We start from the raw sequence: 17,236 nt of genomic DNA on the forward strand, positions 1-17,236 counted from the left end.
GATTATCCCTTCGCCAGCGCGCGGTAATCGAGGCGGCGGTGGAACCAGTATTGATAGCCGGTGATGTTCTTCTGCATCGCGACGTTGACGAAGGGCTGATACAGCGGAATCCGCGGGATGTCGGTGAAGGCGAGATCGACCATGCCTTTGACGTCGGTGTCGTAGGTCGCCTTGTCGCCGGCCGCGGCGGCCGTGCGCGCGCCGTCGATCAGTCTGTCCATCTCCGGCGACTTGTAGCTCATGGTGTTGAAGACGGAATTGTTGCCGTGATAGCACCAGTAGAAGAAGTATTCGGGGTAATCGAGCCAGCCCGAGAACACGTTGGTGTAGAGCGGCATTTCCTTCTTGTTCAGCTCGGTGCGCCAGTTGGCGCCGGGCACCTTGTTGATCGTGGTCTTGATGCCGATCTGGGCGAGGCTCTCCTGCACCAGCACGCAAAGCGGCTCGTTGATCCCGGCGAAGTTGAGGTCGAACGAGATCGTGGTCTCGAAGCCGTCGGGATAGCCGGCCTCGGTCAGCAAGGCCTTCGCCTTCGCCATGTCGGTGAAATACTTGGTCGGCTGCGGCCACGCCACCTCGGTGGCCTTGCTGGCCGGCGCGCCGAACATCGGATTGGCGAGGCCGAACAGCACTACATCCATGATCTTCTGGTACGGCACCGCGTAAGCTATCGCCTCGCGCACCTTCGGATTGTTGAACGGCGGCTTGGTGACGTTCATGCCGAGATACTGGATGCCGTTGGAGAACGGCAGCGACACGATGTTGAGCTTGCCGGCCGCTTTCAGTTCCTGGAAATCCTTGTTCGGCAATTCATAGGAGATGTCGGCGTCGCCGCGCTCCAGCAGCGCCCGGCGGTTGCCGGCCTGCGGCACCATGCGCCAGATCACGCGCTTGATCTTCGGCAAGGGACCGCCGACCCACTCGTCGTTGCGCTCCATGATGACTTCGGTGCCCGCGGTCCACTTCGTCACCTTGTAGGCGCCGGAACCCGCGGTCTGCTGTTTTGTAAACTCGAGTCCCCAGGGGTCCTTCTCGGACGCGTTCTTCTTCACCAGCTCGGAATTGACGATGCAGGGCACGATGACGGCGAGATCGGGAATCGTCAGTTTGTCTTTCCTGGCAAAGTCGACACGGATCGTGTTGTCGTCGACGACGACGAACTGTTCGGCCTTGGTCAGCGAGCCCGCGCTCATCTGGAAGGTCGGGAAGCCACCGACGCTGACGGCGCGATCCAGCGACCACTTGGCGTCCTTGGCCGTTACCGGCGTGCCGTCGTGGAATTTCGCGTTCTTCTTCAGCTTGAAGGTCACCGACATGTCGCCGATGTTCATGTCCTCGGCGAGCTCGGGCTTGAACTTGTCGCGGTCGTAATACGGGACGCCGCCGGGACCTTCCTTCATCTCGTGGCTGATCAGGCGGTCGTAGCAATTCCACGACACTTCATAGCCGGGCACGTTGGTGCCGACGCCGTGGATGTCGAGATTGTTGGGGCCGCCTTCCGAAACGATCAGCAGCGTCTCCGACCGGGCGTCGGCCTTGGCCGCAGACCAGATCGCCGGCGCCGACGTGAGCGCGCTGGTCGCAGCCAATCCGGACACGGATTTGAGGAAATCGCGACGCTTCATGGGATGCTCCAACGCCTGAGGGACAACGGCTTTGGAGCTGGAATCGCAAGGTTCGTGCCAAACCTTAAGGGATTGCTAAGACACCGTTAAGGTATTGATATTTAGACGTGATATCGGGATTAGCCGATCCGGGGGCGAAGCGGCGCGCCCGTCACATTGCATACAAAGAGAATGGCTTGCTCATAAAATGGACAGCCTATTTCGTTGGCTCATTAATTGAGCGACGTTTCGTCGCATCTCCTCACACCGGCCAAACCAGATCCTGCAATTCGCGGAGGTCGCCGACTTGGTGCTGCCAGCCCTCGATGCAGATATGGCGGAGCGGATCGCTGGCACGATGCAGCAGCATCAGCGCCATCAGCCGCCGCTTCAAGGTGGCATCGATATAAGCGGCTGAATAACCGAATCCCTCCAACAGGCTCAAAACCCGGCGCGGCTTGCCCGCAGCCATGAAGGCGCTCGGACCCAGCAAGTCGTATTCACCCCAGCCGGTCATCACGTCCCCGAAGTCGATCAGCCCGGACAGCCGCCAATTCGCGCCGTCGCGGCTCAACAGGAAATTCTCCGGAATGTATTCACCGGTCAGGATCACCGGCGGCGTGTCCAGCGGAATCAGCGTGGGCACCTCGCGCAGGAGATCGTCCAGCCCATCGAGGAATTTCGGCGGCAAGCCGAGACGGACATGGCGCGCACGGCATCCCGCCATCTGCACCGCGATGAACCGGTCCCAGCGCGGCTCCATCAGGGAAAGCTCTCCCACCGGAACGCGCTGCACGTCCGCGATGGTCGCGCCGATCTGGGCGAGAACAATTTCCTTCTGATCTTCCGGCAAAGCTGGCCACGCGTCCCTACCGAGGACGCCGGATAGCCGCGTGATGACGAGATACGGCCAGCCGTCACGCTCGCCTTCGAACACGATTTCGGGGATCGAGATGCCAAGGCGGCCGCGCAGCAGCGCCAGCGATGCGCGCTCCGAAACAAACTGGCCGCGCAGCAAGGGCGGAAAAAGTTTCAGGATCACATCATCGCCGAGACCGATGACGAGATTGGTCCCGGTGGAGAAAATGTGCGGCGAAGCGGTCGGCAGGCCGTGGCCATGCGCAATATCGAGTGCCACCAGCAACCATTGCGAGGTGTCGGCGCGCCAGGCCTTGAACGCCTCGAAATTCGGTAGATCCGGCAATGGAAGCATCAGGAGCCCGGCCTAACTATTTTCGACGCGTTTTCTTCACGCGAACCGGTATCCACTTCGCTTAAAAACGCTATCTGTCCGGATTGGCGCGTTCGAACTGGCGTAGCATGCGGTTGCCGCGCTCGACGGCGAAATCGAGCGCGGCCTGGGCCGACCGTTTGCCACTGAAGGCCTGCTCCAGCTCCTCGTCGATGACGTCGCGGATCAGGACGAACGAGCCGAGCCGGATTCCCTTTGAATTGTCGGTCGGTGGCTTCAATGTCATCTGCTCGATCGAGATCGCAGCACCCGGATTGCGGTCGTAGAACCCCTGTGCGCGGGTGAGGTCGAAGGCGGCGCGGGTGATCGGCAGATAGCCGGTGTTCTGGTGCCAGGCGGCCTGGATTTCCGGCTTCGAAAGATAGGCAAAGAATTTTGCGACGCCGGCATATTCGGCGCGCGGCCGGTCGCGCAACACCCACAGGGTGGCGCCGCCGATGATGGTGTTTTGCGGCGCGCCCTGCACGTCGGGCCAGTACGGCATCATGCCGTAGCCGACCTCGAATTTCGAATTGGCCTTGATGTCGGCGCGCGTCGCCGACGAGCCGATGAAGATTCCGCACTCGCCTTTCTGAAAGCGCGGCTCGGCCGACTGCCCGCGGCCGCCATAGTCGAACACTTTCGTGGCCTGCCATTCCGCCAGTTGCGCAATGTGGCGCACCACCAGCGGGTTGTTGAAGGTGAGCTCGGCGTCGAGCCCGCCGAAGCCGTTGGCCCGGGTTGCCAGCGGCAGGTTGTGGAACGCCGAAAAATTCTCGACATTGATCCAGGACGGCCAGGATGTGGTGAGGCCGCAGACCGCACCGGCCGAGCGTAGCCGCTTCGCAGCGGTGCCGACCTCGGGCCAGGTCTTCGGCGCCGCCTCCGGATCGAGGCCCGCAGCGCGAAACATATCCTTGTTGTAATAAAGGATCGGCGTCGAAACATTGAACGGAAACGACAGCATGTTGCCGGCGACGTCGGAGTAGTAGCTGGTGACGGCGGGCAGATAGGCGCCCGGCGAGAACGGCTCCGACTGGTCGCGCATCAGCTCGAACACGGGATAGATCGCCCCCTTCGCCGCCATCATGGTCGCGGTCGCGATCTCGTTGACCTGAACGATGGCGGGCTGGCTGCGCGAACGGAAGGCGAAGATCGAGGCCGTCACCGTTTCGGTATAGTTGCCCTTATAGGCCGGCACGATCCGGTAGTCGGACTGCGAGGCGTTGAAACCGGCCGCCAGCTTCTCGACCTGCTTGCCGAGTTCGCCCGACATCGCGTGCCACCACATGATCTCGGTGGCGGCTTGCGCGGGCGACACCAGCCCGATGGCCGCGAGCGCTGTGAGCTGCAAGAATTTCAAGGTCAGTTTCACTGATGAACCACTCTGCTGCGCCGCTGCCCGCGATGAATTGGTTTAGCCGTCCTCTTAAATCCCCGGCACGGCAGTTTCAATGCGACTTTCAATCCGCCTTCCGTCCATCCGGAGCTTTGCAGCGCACAATCCACGATTGTAGCCGGGTCGACGCCTTGACTATCCCTTGGCTATCCCTTGATAGCCAACCCGCGGGAATTTCTGCTAAACCGCGTTGAACCTTTTCGTCCCGCCGCAGACTCCATCAACAAGGGGATTTGTTGCCAGTGTACCGCCGCGCTGACCTTTCGCGGACCATCAAGCTTGTTGTCGCGCTGTGTCTGACAGTCGTTTCAACGGGCGTTTTTGCGCGTGAATTTCGCGCCGCCGATACCCAGAACGAGGACTATCCGACCGTCCAGGCGCTGGGCTACATGGGCAGCCTGGTCTCGGAACGCAGCGGCGGCCGTCTCCAGATCAAGGTGTTCCATTCCCACCAGCTCGGCGAGGAGAAGGAGACCCTCGAACAGACCCGCGTCGGCGCGATCGATCTCAACCGGACCAACGTCGCCTTGATCGGGACGATGGTGCCGTCGATGAACGTGCTGGCGATGCCGTTTCTGTTTCGCTCGATCGAGCATCTGCAGAAAGTGCTGGATGGTCCGATCGGCAGTGAGATCCTGGACAGCTTCGAGCCCTACGGCTTCGTAGGGCTCGCATTTTACGATTCCGGCGCCCGCTCGATCTACAACAGCGTCCGGCCGATTCGTTCGATCGATGACCTCAAGGGATTGCGACTGCGGGTGCAGCAATCTGAACAGATGTCCGCGATGATCGGTGCGCTCGGCGCGGAGCCGGTCGAACTGCCCTATGGGCAGGTGCTGATCGGGCTCTCCACCAAGTTGATCGACGGCGCGGAGAACAACTGGCCCTCCTTCATCACCACCGATCACTACAAGTTCGCCGGCTTCTATACACTGACCAAACACACGATGAGCCCCGAAGTGCTGGTGATGTCGCAAAAGGCATGGTCGAGCCTGACACCTGAAGACCAGAGGATATTTCGTGAAGCGGCGCTGCGATCGAGCCGCTTCATGCGCGAGAAGTGGCGGGATCTCGAGGAGCGCTCGCGCAAGCGGGCGGAAGACGCCGGTGTCAGGATCATCACCGATATCGACCGCAAGCCGTTCGAAGCGGCGATGTCCGGGATCTATGCCAGGGCACAGCGCGACCCCGCGATGGCCGAGTTGATCGAACGCATTCGCAAGGTGGAGTGAATTGGCCGAGACGCCGCAACAGAACGGAGCAATGGAACGGCCGGCGAGCTTCGCCGCGCGCGGCCGTTTCCGCATCGTTCAGGTGCTGCGGGCGGTGCCGATCCGCTGGCGCATCCTGTCGATCGCGGGGCTAAACTCCGCGGTCGTCGTGGTGCTCGCCGCGCTGATCTGGAACGGCGCCGCGGTGCTGGGATCGGCCTGGGAAGATGTCCGTCAGGTGCGGGAATCCGACAAGATCCTGGCGCGGCTGGAAAGCGAAACCAGCCGCCTGCAGAACCTGATCCATCGCTACATCAACCAGCCGAGCCCGGAACTGTTCGCCGAAATCCTGCTGCTGCGCGAAGCCGTCCTCGGCACGCTCACCACGCGCGCATCGGCCGACCCGATGCTTTCAGGATCGGTCGAGCGGCTGGAGCACGTCACCGACCGCTTCCTCAACGGCTTCGGCGAATTGCGCGGGGTGCAGGCGACCATCACCAAGACCTACGAGCAGCAGGTGCTGGGCCCGGCCAAGGAGATGGCCGGGCTCTATTCCATCATCGAGGGCGCCACCGGCCACCGCGATGCACTGATCTGGCCGGCGCTCGGCAAATCCCGCGAGGCGTTCACGGGAATGCTGGTCGCCGCCAACTCCTATTACCTGTCGCTCGCCTCGGCCGCCGCCGAGGAGGCGCGCCGCAATACCGAGACGATCGAGAAAACCATTCCCGTCATGTCCGACCTCGCCGACAACGACCTGCAGCGCATGGCGCTGACGCGGTTGAACGCACGGACGCTGGCGCTGCGCGAGGGCTTTGCCAAGCTGACCGAGCAGCTCGCCAACCGGACCGAGCTGCTGCGCAACACCATCGACGCCAGCCAGGCCGATGCGATCGGCGTCATCGACGAGCTGTCGGTCAAGATGCGCCAACGCGAGCAGAAGGCGCAGGAGACCTTCGACCGGACGCTGTCGTCGATTTCGCGCCGGGTGCTGTCGATCGCGGTGATCTTCCTCGGCATCATCCTGTCCGCCGGCGTCCTGATCGCGCTGTCGATCCGCCTGCCGCTGCAGCAGATCATGGCGGCGATGCACGCGATCACGTCGGGCGACTACGACCGCGCCGTGCAGGGAACGACCGCCAAGGACGAGGTCGGCGCGATGGCGCGCGCGGTGGAGGTGTTCCGCGAGAACGCCATCGCCAAGCGCGCCACCGAAGACGAACTGCGCGCATCGAAGGAGAAGGCCGAGGGCGCGCTGCTCGAGCTCAACACCGCGCAGCAGAACCTGATCGACGCCGAACGGCTGGCCGCGCTCGGCGGCCTGGTCGCCGGTGTCGCCCATGAGGTGAACAACCCGATCGGCATCAGCCTGACGGTCGCTTCAAGTTTTGCGCGGCGCGCCGAAATGTTCGAGCAGGATCTGCGCACCGAGCCGTTGCGGCGCTCCAAGCTCGACGAGTTCGTCAAGACCTCGCGCGACGCCGCAGGGCAATTGGTGGCGAACCTGCATCGCGCCGGCGAACTGATCCAGTCGTTCAAGCAGGTCGCCGTCGACCGCTCGCACGCCGAGCGCCGGCAATTCTCACTCGGCGAAGCCACCGACCAGATCGTCGCGAGCCTGCGGCCGGTGCTGAAGAAGGCCGCGATCACGCTGTCGGTGGACGTGCCGGAGGGCCTGATGATCGACGGCTATCCCGGCTCCTACGGCCAGATATTAACCAATCTTTTCCTCAACGCCGCCAATCATGCCTTCGCCAACGGCCGTTCCGGGGCGATCACGATCACGGCGCGCGGCCGCGGCAGCGACGACGTCGAGATCATTTTCGCCGACAACGGGGCCGGGATGACGCCGGACGTGCAGCGGCAGGCGTTTGACCCGTTCTTTACGACGCGCCGCAACGAAGGCGGCACCGGACTGGGCTTGCATATCGTCTATAATCTTGTCACTCAACAACTCGGCGGCCGGATGATGCTGGAGTCAAGACTGGGACAAGGCACCACATTCCGCATTATCATGCCGAAAGTCGCCAAGGGCAGCCCCACACCAACAGACGCAGCAGCCGACGGAAATCCTCAATGGCCGAACAGGACGATGTCCTCCACCTGATCGACGATTCCGGAACTGTTCCGGAGGATTCGTCCGTCCGCAAATGGAAGATCGCCGTCATCGACGACGATGCTGCGGTGCATGAAGGCACCCGCTTTGCGCTGAGCGACTACAACCTCCACGGCGCAACGCTGGAAATCCTCTCGGCCTATTCCGCGGCCGAAGGCCGCACGCTGATGCGCAACAATCCCGACATCGCGGCCGTGCTGCTCGACGTCATCATGGAAACCGACGTCGCCGGCCTCGAACTCGTCGAATACATCCGCAGCGAACTCAAAAACGAGACCGTCCGCATCATCCTGCGCACCGGCCAGCCTGGCCAGGCGCCGGAGCGCCGCGTCATCGTCCAGTACGACATCAACGACTACAAGGCCAAGACCGAGCTGACGGCCGACAAGCTGTTCACCTCGCTGACGGCGGCGCTGCGCAGCTACCAGCAGCTCGAACGCATGGTGCAGACCCGGCGCGGGCTGGAAATCATCATCGACGCCGCCTCCACCCTGTACGACTTCAAGTCGATGCAGCGCCTCGCCGAGGGCGTGCTGACGCAACTCGCCTCGCTGCTCAACGTCGATTGCGCCGGCATCCTGGTGCTCCGCGACGACGGCAACGCCGACAGCGATTTCTCGGTGCTGGCGGGCTCCGGCTGCTACAGCCGCTTCATCGGCACCACCAGCTCGAAAGCGCTCGATCCGGATTTGCGGCAGATGGTGGAAGCCGCCTTCCTGCGCCGCAAGAACGAATTCGCCGACCACCGCAGCGTGCTCTATCTGCGCACCGGCAGCGGGCGCGAAGTCGTGGTGCTGCTGCAGGCCGAGCGACCGCTCTCCGACACCGACCGTTCGCTGGTCGAGATCTTCTCGAGCCGGCTCTCGATCGCGTTCGACAACGTCATCCTTTACCGGCAACTGCATGAGGCCAATACCCAGCTCGAGGACCGCGTCGCGCAACGCACCCGCGCGCTGATGCAGGCCAATCGCCGGCTCTCGGCGCAGTGGCTGCGGCTGCAGCGCGCCAACGGCTTCAAGAACGAAATTCTCGGCACTGTCGCACACGACCTGAAGAATCCGCTGGGCGTGATCCTCGGCCGCACCGAAATGCTCACCGAACTGATCGGCGCCGGCTCGCCCAAGGAAAACGTCTCCGCGCAGGTCGCGCACATCCGCGACGCCACCAAGCGCCTGACCTCGATGGTCGATCATCTGATTTCGGACGCGATGGCCGACGCCTTCGACATCACCATCCGTCGCGAGCCGGTCGATGTCGCCGCCCTCGTTGCCGAGGTCGTCGACGCCAACCTGCCCTCGGCGGTCAACAAGCAGCAGACGCTCAGCGTTTCGGCGCCGCCGAATTTCGTCACGATGTGCGACGCCGACCGGATCCGCGAGGCGATCGACAACCTCGTCAGCAACGCCATCAAATATTCGCAGATCGGCGGCAAGATCGCGGTGGCGGTCACCCATGAGGGCCACGACACCGTCATTCGCATCACCGATCAGGGCGCGGGATTGTCGCCGGAGGACCTCGGCCGGCTGTTCGGCCGCTTCCAGCGGCTTTCGGCCAAGCCGACTGCCGGTGAAAGTTCGACCGGCCTCGGCCTGTCGATCGTCAAGCGCATCATCGACATGCATGGCGGCCATGTGACCGCGGCAAGCGCCGGCCCCGGACAGGGCTCGACGTTTACGGTTACACTGCCCGCAACAGAGACGACATGACCCAGAGCCAACACATCATCATCGTCGACGACGAGGCGCCGGCCCGCGAAATGGTCGGCGATTACCTCAAGATGCACGGCTTTTCCGTGACGCTTTGCGACGGCGGCAAGAGCCTGCGCGGCGTGATCGAGACCAACGTGCCCGATCTCGTGGTGCTCGACCTCAACATGCCCGAGGAAGACGGGCTGTCGATCATTCGCGACCTCAAGAGCCGCATCAACGTTCCCGTCATCATGCTGACGGCGACCGCAAGCCCGATCGACCGCGTCGTCGGTCTCGAGCTCGGCGCCGACGACTACATCGCAAAGCCCTGCGAGCTGCGCGAATTGATGGCGCGCATCCGCTCGGTGCTGCGCCGAAGCGCGCCGGCCAAGACGGCCGCAGCGCCCGAAGCTGCGGCGGCGAAGGCGGAGAAGGAGCACCTGGTGCGGTTCGGCACCAAATGGCTCGATCTCGAGGCCCAGGCGCTGCGCGACGAAGAAGGCAACGAGCATCCGCTGACGGCCTCCGAATTCGGGCTGTTGAAGGTGTTCGCGGCCAACCCCAAGCGGGTGCTGTCGCGCGAGCGGCTCCTGGAACTGGCCAATGCGCGCGACGCCGAGGCCTTCGACCGCGCCGTCGACCTGCGGATCATGCGGATCCGGCGCAAGATCGAGATCGACCCGACCAAGCCCGCCGTCATCCGCACGATCCGGGGCGGCGGCTATCTGTTCTCGCCGACCGGCGACAAGGGCTAGGTCGCAGCCCCAGCGTCGGCTTCCGCGAAGCGTCTAACTTTCCGCGTATTGAAATTACTGGCATTTCGGCCCCGAATGTTTCGTCGCAGGCCCAGCGACGAAACAATTCTCCCCGGCACGAAACCATTTTTCCCTTTTGGTGCAGACGTCCCGAAACGTTGACTAACTAACAATCCTCCCAACGAACCGCCGCCAAGGCGAATTGGGAGCCTGTCATGCCGAACGTCATCGCCATCAACGCTGCAGCCCGCAAGTCGATCGTCGCGGCCCGCGCGACCTCTGATGAGATGCTGCTGGAGAGTATTGCCGAAGGCGGCCGTACCGCGATGCATGTGCTTTACTCCCGCCATAACGTCCGGGTTTACCGCTTCGTGCTGCGGATGGTGCGCGACACCACGTTGGCCGAAGACCTGGTCAGCCAGGTGTTCCTCGACGTCTGGCGGACCGCCTGCCAGTTTGAAGGCCGCTCCCAGGTCTCGACCTGGCTGTTGTCGATCGCCCGCTTCAAGGCGCTGACCGCGCTGCGTCAGCGCAAGCACGAGGATATCGACCAGGACGACGTGCTTGAGATCGCCGACGACGCCGATACTCCGGAAACGTCGCTCGACCGCAGCAACACCAGCGCCATCCTGCGCGCCTGTGTCGCCAAGCTGTCGCCGGCCCACCGCGAGATCATCAACCTCGTCTACTATCACGAGAAGTCGGTCGAAGAGGCCGGCGCCATCATCGGCATCCCGCAGAGCACGGTGAAGACCCGGATGTTCTACGCCCGCAAACAATTGGCCGACTTGCTTAAGGGCGCCGGGGTCGACAGCCTCGCTGCATAAAATACAGCATTTTCAACTGGCTAATAGGGCATCGGGAGCGGAAAACGGGCCAGTTTCGACGGACAAAAGATTACCGCCGGCGAAACAAATGAAACAATTGACGACATCCGGCGGAAAAACTCAGCCCCTATACCCTTAACTCAACAACGCAACACCAACGCCGAACAGGAGAGCCAACATGCTGAAGCCGTCCTTCCGCTTCTTCATTATCCCGCTCGGCGCCGTCTGCACCCTGGCCTCGCTGTCCGCCCAGAACGTCTCGCCCCGCGCCCAGCGCGATAGCGGCACCATGGTCGTCCGCGAACAGGTGATCGATTGCAGCACCCGGAACCCCAAGGAGGTCTGCGTGATCTCCGACGACAGCGGAACCAACCTCCGCTGAGACAGTTTTTACTGTGACTTTGAATTGCTAGCCGACCGATCTTCAACCTCCCAAGTTACCTCCAACGACCCGGCCGGGATGCCCCCCAGCCGGGTCGCTCTGTATTTGGACCCCGGTCATGTACGCAGGCTTGGCGAGTTGAGGCGCGCGGGTACTATCGTCAAACCCGGCGTGATAGTCTCCGCACCGGATGAATTGTGACGGATGGTGCGCGATGTTCGAAGGCTGGGATGCGGTTGTATTGGCCCGGGCGCAGTTCGCCTTCACGATGTCGTTCCACATCATATTTCCCGCCTTCTCGATCGGGCTCGCCAGCTATCTGGCGGTGCTGGAAGCGCTGTGGCTCGCCACCGGGCGCGAGGTATTCATCAACCTGTTCAATTACTGGCTGAAGATCTTTGCCGTCGCCTTCGGCATGGGCGTGGTGTCAGGGATTGTGATGTCCTACCAGTTCGGCACCAACTGGTCGGCCTTCTCGGACAAGACCGGCCCGGTGATCGGCCCGCTAATGGCCTATGAGGTGCTGACCGCGTTTTTCCTGGAGGCGGGCTTCCTCGGCGTCATGCTGTTCGGCCTCGAACGCGTCGGCCACCGCCTGCATTTCCTGGCGACACTGATGGTCGCGATCGGCACCTTGATTTCGGCGTTCTGGATTCTGTCCGCCAATTCCTGGATGCAGACGCCGGCCGGCTACGCCATCAATGCCGACGGGCAGTTCGTCGCCGCCGACTGGCTCAAGGTGATCTTCAACCCGTCATTCCCGTACCGGCTCGTGCACATGGTGCTGGCGGCATATCTGACCACCGCGCTCGTGGTCGGCGCGGTCGGCGCGTATCATCTGCTGCGCGACCGGCACCTTGCCGGCCCCCGCGTGATGTTCTCGATGGCGATGTGGATGGCGACGCTGGTCGCGCCGATCCAGATTCTTGCCGGCGACCAGCACGGGCTCAACACACTGGAGCATCAGCCGACCAAGATCATGGCGATGGAAGGTCACTTCGAGAGTCACAAGGACGGCGCGCCGCTGATCCTGTTCGGCCTGCCCAATCAGACCGCCGGCAAGGTCGACTACGCCGTCGAAGTGCCGAAACTGGGTTCGCTGATCCTCAAACATTCGCTCGACGCGCCGCTGGCCGGCCTCGACACGGTGCCGCGTGAAAACTGGCCGCCGGTGCCGATCACGTTCTGGTCGTTCCGCATCATGGTCGGGCTGGGATTCCTGATCATGGGGCTCGGCCTGTTCAGCCTGTTGATGCGTCTGCGCGGCAAACTCTATGAAACCCGGCTGTTGCACATGTTCGCGCTGGCGATGGGCCCCGCCGGCTTCATCGCGGTGCTGGCCGGGTGGATCACCACCGAGACCGGACGGCAGCCGTTCACCGTGTACGGGCTGTTGCGCACGGTGGAATCGGCTTCCCCGCTCGCCGCGCCCGCGGTCGGCTCCTCGCTGATCGCTTTCATCATCGTCTATTTCGCGGTGTTCACGGCCGGCGTGATCTACATCCTGCGCTTGATGGCCTCGCCGCCGCATCACGGCGAACAGGGCCCGCGCAGCGACATCCCGGCGCGCGCCGCCGGCATCACGCCCGCCGCGGGTGCGGCCGCCGAAGGAGGCGCGCGATGATCCCGATCGATCTTCCCACTATCTGGGCCTTCATTATCGCCTTTGCGGTGTTCGTCTATGTCGTGATGGACGGCTTCGATCTCGGTCTCGGCATCCTGTTTCCGCTGTTTCCGCAAAAGGCCGATCGCGACGTCATCATGAACAGCGTCGCCCCGGTTTGGGACGGCAACGAAACCTGGCTGGTGCTCGGCGGCGGCGGCATGATGGCGGCGTTCCCGCTGGCCTATGCGGTGCTGATGCCGGCGCTCTACACGCCCATGATTGCGATGCTGCTCGGCCTGGTGTTCCGCGGCGTCGCCTTCGAATTCCGCTGGCGCACGACGCAAACCGGCAGCAACCGCTGGGACATCGCCTTTGCCGGTGGGTCGCTGCTGGCGACCTTGGCGCAGGGCATCGCGCTCGGCGCCATCCTGCAGGGCGTGCATGTCGACGGACGGCATTATGCCGGCGGCTGGTGGGACTGGCTGACGCCGTTCAGTATCCTGACGGGCGCGGCGCTCGTCATCGGCTATGCCCTATTAGGGGCGACGTGGCTTGTCATGAAGACCGAAGGCGCGCTGCGCGATCGCGCCTATCACCTGAGCTGGCTGTTGCTGCTGGCGATGTTAGGGGCCATCGGCGCCGTCAGCATCGCCACCCCGTTCCTGCATGTGCAGTACACCCATCGCTGGTTTGCGTGGCCGAACATCATCCTGACCGCGCCGGTACCGATCGCGGTGGCCGGCGTCACCGTCCTGCTGCTGCGCAGCCTCGCCAACAAATACGACTTCCAGCCGTTCTTCCTGACGCTGGCGCTGTTCGCATTGTCCTATGCCGGCCTCGGCATCAGCATGTACCCCTATATCGTGCCGCAGAGCATCACGATCTGGCAGGCGGCTTCGCCCGAGAACAGCCAGATATTCATGCTGTTCGGCGTCGCCGTGCTGATACCGCTGATCCTCGGCTATACCGCTTGGGCCTACTGGGTGTTCCGCGGCAAGGTGAAGCCGGAAAGCGGGTATCATTGACGTCGCGGGAGCCAAATCCGCGTCCCCTTCGACAGCGCCTGCTGTGGTTCGCCACGCTTTGGCTCGGCGGGGTCGGCACCGTCGCCCTGATCTCGTTTGGCCTGCGGCTCTGGATCGCACCGAAATGAGCCCGCCATGACGCCCCCATGAATTGGGCGGCCGACAAAAATATAAGGCATTTCAGTGACCTATCCGCCACATTCGCCCTAAACTTGCCATCAAGCTGGCCCTGAGATTTGATGGTTCCGCTGATTTGGCCTTCGGCCAAGAGGCCACCAAGGAGAACTCCGCGATGACGAAGTTTCGGCACCTGATCTGGATGTTGATCGCAACAGCCGGTCTGATCCTTTCGACCTCGCAAAGCCAGGCGCAATTGCGCCAGCCCGACGTCGGCGACCAGCCGGGGTTGATTGCCGATGACTCGGTCGAACTGGATCCGGAGTTCAAGAAGACGGCGGTGCTCTATCGCACCAGCGAACCGGCCGGCACCATCATTATCTCCACCGCGGAGCGGCATCTCTATCTGATCCAGGGCAATGGCCGCGCGCTGCGCTACGGCATCGGCGTCGGCCGCGACGGATTTCAATGGCAGGGGCTGGTGAACATCACCCGCAAGGCGGAGTGGCCGGACTGGACGCCGCCGCCGGAGATGATTCAGCGCCAACCCTATCTGCCGCGCTTCATGGCCGGCGGCCCGGGCAACCCGCTCGGCGCACGCGCGATGTATCTCGGCACCACCGTCTATCGCATTCACGGCACCAACCGGCCCGACACCATCGGCACCGCCGTCTCCTCCGGCTGCTTCCGGCTGGTCAACTCCGACGTCGCCGACCTCTACGAGCGCGTTCCGGTCGGCACCAAGGTGATCATCCGGCAGAAGCCGGAACTGTAACGGCGACGCCTGCTCCCTCTCATTAGCCGATCCATTTCCCTGAAATTGGTGAGTTAAAAAATGCTACGTACATTTCGAGGCGGCCTCCTGATTGGTCTGGCGGTCGCAGTCGCGATCCTGGCCGGTGCCATCACCTATGAGCGCTATGACACCAAGACCCTGAAGCGAACGATCCGGCGCGGCGAAGTGCTGTGCGGCGTCAACAAGGGCCTGCCCGGCTTCTCGAACCCCGACGACAAGGGCGACTGGACCGGCTTCGACGTCGATTTCTGCCGCGCGGTGGCGGCGGCGATCTTCGACGATCCCAAGAAGGCGAGTTTTGTGCCGCTGGACGCCAACGAACGCTTCAAGGAACTGCAGAACCGCAAAGTCGACATCCTCTCGCGCAACTCGACCTGGAGCATGTCGCGCGAGACCAATTACGACCTCTACTTCCCGGCGGTCGCCTATTATGACGGCCAGGGCTTCATGCTGCCGCAGTCCCGCAAGATCGATTCCGCGCTGGACCTGAACGGCAGCAAGGTGTGCGTCCAGGACGGCACGACCACGCTGCTCAACCTCGCGGACTATTTCCGTGCCAACAACATGAAATACACGGAGATGAAGTTTCCGAAGCTGGAAGAGGTGGTCAAGGCCTACGAGTCCGGCAAGTGCGATACCTTTACCGCCGACGTTTCCCAGCTCTACGCGCTGCGGCTGAATCTGACCCAGCCGGCCGACCACGTCATCCTGCCCGACGTCATCTCCAAGGAGCCGCTCGCCCCCGTGGTGCGCCAGCGTGACGACGACTGGATGATGCTGGTGAAGTGGACGCTGTATGCGATGGTCAACGCCGAGGAACTCGGCATCACCTCGAAGAATATCGACGAGGCGATGAAGTCGAAGAAGCCGGATGTAATGCGGCTGGTCGGCACCGAGGGCACCTACGGCGAAGACCTCGGCCTGTCGAAGGACTGGGCCGCCCGCATCATCCGCCACGTCGGCAACTACGGTGAAGTCTACGACCGCAATGTCGGCTCGGGATCGCGCCTGAAGATCCCCCGCGGCCTGAACTCGCTGTGGAGCAACGGCGGCATCCAATACGCCCCGCCGATCAGGTAAATCTCTCCACCGTCATTGCGAGGAGCGTAGCGACGAAGCAATCCATACTTTCTTTGTGGCCATGGATTGCTTCGCTTCGCTCGCAATGACGGGGTTGCCTCAATAACTCTTCATCCGCGCCAGTTGATCGGCGTGGTAGTTCGCATCGCCGAACAATTCCTGGCAGACCCGCGCACGCTTCATGAAGAAGCCGATGTCGAACTGGTCGGTCATGCCCATGCCGCCATGCATCTGGACGCCTTCCTGGACCGCCCGCGTCGCGGTGGTGCCGGCGCGGGCCTTGGCGACCGCCACCGCGGCACTGGCGTGATCGAAATCACCGTCGAGCGTCTGCAGCGCCTTCAGCACCGCCGCGCGGGTGATCTCGATATCGATATAGAGTTCGGCGGCGCGATGTTGCAGCGCCTGGAATTCGCCGATCAGCTTGCCGAACTGCTTGCGCTCCTTGAGATACGTCACGGTGCGGCCGAATACTTCTTCGCTCAGGCCCACCATTTCGGACGCCACCGCGCCGCGGCCAATGTTGAGCACGCCTTCCAATAGCGCCCCGCCCTGATCGACCTCGCCGAGCACTTGATCGGCGTTGACCTCAACATTGGCGAATTCGATCCGCGCCGCGTTGTGTGAATCCACCATCGCGGTGCGCTCGATCGCAACGCCCTTGGCCTTGGGATCGACCAGGAACAGCGTCAGCCCGTTACGCTCGCCGGCGGCGCCGCCGGTGCGCGCCGCCACGATCAGGAGATCGGCGGTGTGACCGTCGACCACAAACGCCTTGGCGCCATTCAGCTTGAAGCCATTGCCGGATCGCACCGCCTGCAATTGGATCTGCAGTGGACGATGTTTGGTGCCCTCGTCGATCGCGAGCGCGGCCAGCAGCGAGCCGTCGGATATCTTCGGCAGATGCGCCGACTTCTGCGCGTCGCTGCCGCCGCGCGACAGCGCGGAAGCGGCCAGCACCGCGGTCGCGAGATACGGCGACGGCATCAAGGTGCGGCCGATCTCCTCCATCACCACGCCGGCCTCGACGCAGCCGAGCCCGCTGCCGCCAAAATTCTCCGGCACCAAGAGCCCGGCAAATCCCATCTCGGCAAACGCTTTCCAGAGCTCGCGGGAAAACCCGGTTTCGTCCTTGGCGTCGCGCAGTTGCCGCAGATGCGACACCGGCGCCTTGTCGCTGATAAGGCCGCGCGCGCTGTCGCGCAGCATGGATTGTTCTTCGGTGAGGACGAGTGCCATTGAGGAATTCCGGTTTAGAAGTGAAATAGACTGCATCGTCGTCCCTGCGAAAGCAGGGACCCATACTCCGCGGCGCCGCGATGAAGAGATGGAGTGAGCGTCACGATAAATACTTAACAGCGGTGGTTATGGGTCCCTGCTTTCGCAGGGACGACGTGAG

15 protein-coding genes are annotated in these 17,236 nt (G+C 63.0%); 11 read left to right on the forward strand and 4 right to left on the reverse strand.

Annotated elements, in window-relative coordinates; translation table 11 throughout:
• Nucleotides 1–2 precede the first annotated feature (2 nt).
• The 3 genes from BLR13_RS15475 to ugpB form a co-directional block, all read right to left on the reverse strand.
• The gene (locus BLR13_RS15475) at nt 3–1,625 is read right to left on the reverse strand and encodes an ABC transporter substrate-binding protein (protein WP_074822360.1); all 1,623 of its coding nucleotides are present in this window, start codon (nt 1,623–1,625) and stop codon (nt 3–5) included.
• Nucleotides 1,626–1,866: 241 nt separating this feature from the next.
• Nucleotides 1,867–2,817 carry an aminoglycoside phosphotransferase family protein gene (locus tag BLR13_RS15480; protein WP_074822357.1) on the reverse strand — a complete coding sequence of 317 codons (951 nt, stop codon included), beginning with the start codon at nt 2,815–2,817 and terminating at the stop codon, nt 1,867–1,869.
• A 70-nt stretch (nt 2,818–2,887) separates the two neighbouring features.
• A complete protein-coding gene (ugpB, locus tag BLR13_RS15485; protein WP_244525184.1) occupies nt 2,888–4,198 on the reverse strand; it encodes a sn-glycerol-3-phosphate ABC transporter substrate-binding protein UgpB in 1,311 nt (436 codons plus the stop codon).
• 272 nt (nt 4,199–4,470) lie between these two features.
• Here ugpB and BLR13_RS15490 point away from each other — a divergent pair, with 272 nt between their 5' ends.
• The 11 genes from BLR13_RS15490 (at nt 4,471) to BLR13_RS15540 (ending at nt 15,837) form a co-directional block, all read left to right on the forward strand.
• Complete coding sequence (locus BLR13_RS15490; RefSeq protein ID WP_074822352.1) at nt 4,471–5,466, forward strand: TRAP transporter substrate-binding protein; 996 nt, start codon at nt 4,471–4,473, stop codon at nt 5,464–5,466.
• Nucleotides 5,467–5,497: 31 nt separating this feature from the next.
• Entirely contained in the window at nt 5,498–7,552 is a 2,055-nt protein-coding gene (locus BLR13_RS15495; protein WP_074822349.1) for a sensor histidine kinase, read from the forward strand.
• Nucleotides 7,522–9,267 carry an ATP-binding response regulator gene (locus BLR13_RS15500; RefSeq protein ID WP_074822344.1) on the forward strand — a complete coding sequence of 582 codons (1,746 nt, stop codon included), beginning with the start codon at nt 7,522–7,524 and terminating at the stop codon, nt 9,265–9,267. The genes BLR13_RS15495 and BLR13_RS15500 overlap by 31 nt, the downstream gene beginning before the upstream one ends.
• Complete coding sequence (locus tag BLR13_RS15505; RefSeq protein WP_074822341.1) at nt 9,264–10,004, forward strand: response regulator; 741 nt, start codon at nt 9,264–9,266, stop codon at nt 10,002–10,004. The genes BLR13_RS15500 and BLR13_RS15505 overlap by 4 nt, the downstream gene beginning before the upstream one ends.
• 215 nt (nt 10,005–10,219) lie before the next feature.
• Nucleotides 10,220–10,831, forward strand: a complete 612-nt coding sequence (locus BLR13_RS15510) for a sigma-70 family RNA polymerase sigma factor (protein WP_074822338.1) — start codon at nt 10,220–10,222, stop codon at nt 10,829–10,831.
• A 178-nt stretch (nt 10,832–11,009) separates the two neighbouring features.
• On the forward strand, nt 11,010–11,213 hold the full coding sequence (locus tag BLR13_RS15515) for a hypothetical protein (protein WP_074822335.1): 204 nt from the start codon (nt 11,010–11,012) through the stop codon (nt 11,211–11,213).
• A 214-nt stretch (nt 11,214–11,427) separates the two neighbouring features.
• Entirely contained in the window at nt 11,428–12,837 is a 1,410-nt protein-coding gene (locus tag BLR13_RS15520; protein ID WP_074822332.1) for a cytochrome ubiquinol oxidase subunit I, read from the forward strand.
• On the forward strand, nt 12,834–13,844 hold the full coding sequence (gene cydB, locus BLR13_RS15525) for a cytochrome d ubiquinol oxidase subunit II (protein ID WP_074822329.1): 1,011 nt from the start codon (nt 12,834–12,836) through the stop codon (nt 13,842–13,844). Before BLR13_RS15520 ends, cydB begins: the two co-directional genes overlap by 4 nt.
• A complete protein-coding gene (locus BLR13_RS41720; RefSeq protein WP_091976526.1) occupies nt 13,841–13,972 on the forward strand; it encodes a DUF2474 domain-containing protein in 132 nt (43 codons plus the stop codon). Before cydB ends, BLR13_RS41720 begins: the two co-directional genes overlap by 4 nt.
• 164 nt (nt 13,973–14,136) lie before the next feature.
• On the forward strand, nt 14,137–14,736 hold the full coding sequence (locus tag BLR13_RS15535; RefSeq protein WP_074831482.1) for a L,D-transpeptidase: 600 nt from the start codon (nt 14,137–14,139) through the stop codon (nt 14,734–14,736).
• A gap of 60 nt (nt 14,737–14,796) precedes the next feature.
• The gene (locus BLR13_RS15540; RefSeq protein ID WP_074822327.1) at nt 14,797–15,837 is read left to right on the forward strand and encodes an amino acid ABC transporter substrate-binding protein; all 1,041 of its coding nucleotides are present in this window, start codon (nt 14,797–14,799) and stop codon (nt 15,835–15,837) included.
• Nucleotides 15,838–15,936: 99 nt separating this feature from the next.
• Here BLR13_RS15540 and BLR13_RS15545 read toward each other — a convergent pair whose 3' ends face one another.
• Complete coding sequence (locus BLR13_RS15545; protein WP_074822324.1) at nt 15,937–17,076, reverse strand: acyl-CoA dehydrogenase family protein; 1,140 nt, start codon at nt 17,074–17,076, stop codon at nt 15,937–15,939.
• Between the last annotated feature and the right edge of the window lie 160 nt (nt 17,077–17,236).

The sequence above is a fragment of the Bradyrhizobium ottawaense genome (genome assembly GCF_900099825.1).
Taxonomy (GTDB): Bacteria; Pseudomonadota; Alphaproteobacteria; order Rhizobiales; family Xanthobacteraceae; genus Bradyrhizobium; species Bradyrhizobium ottawaense_A.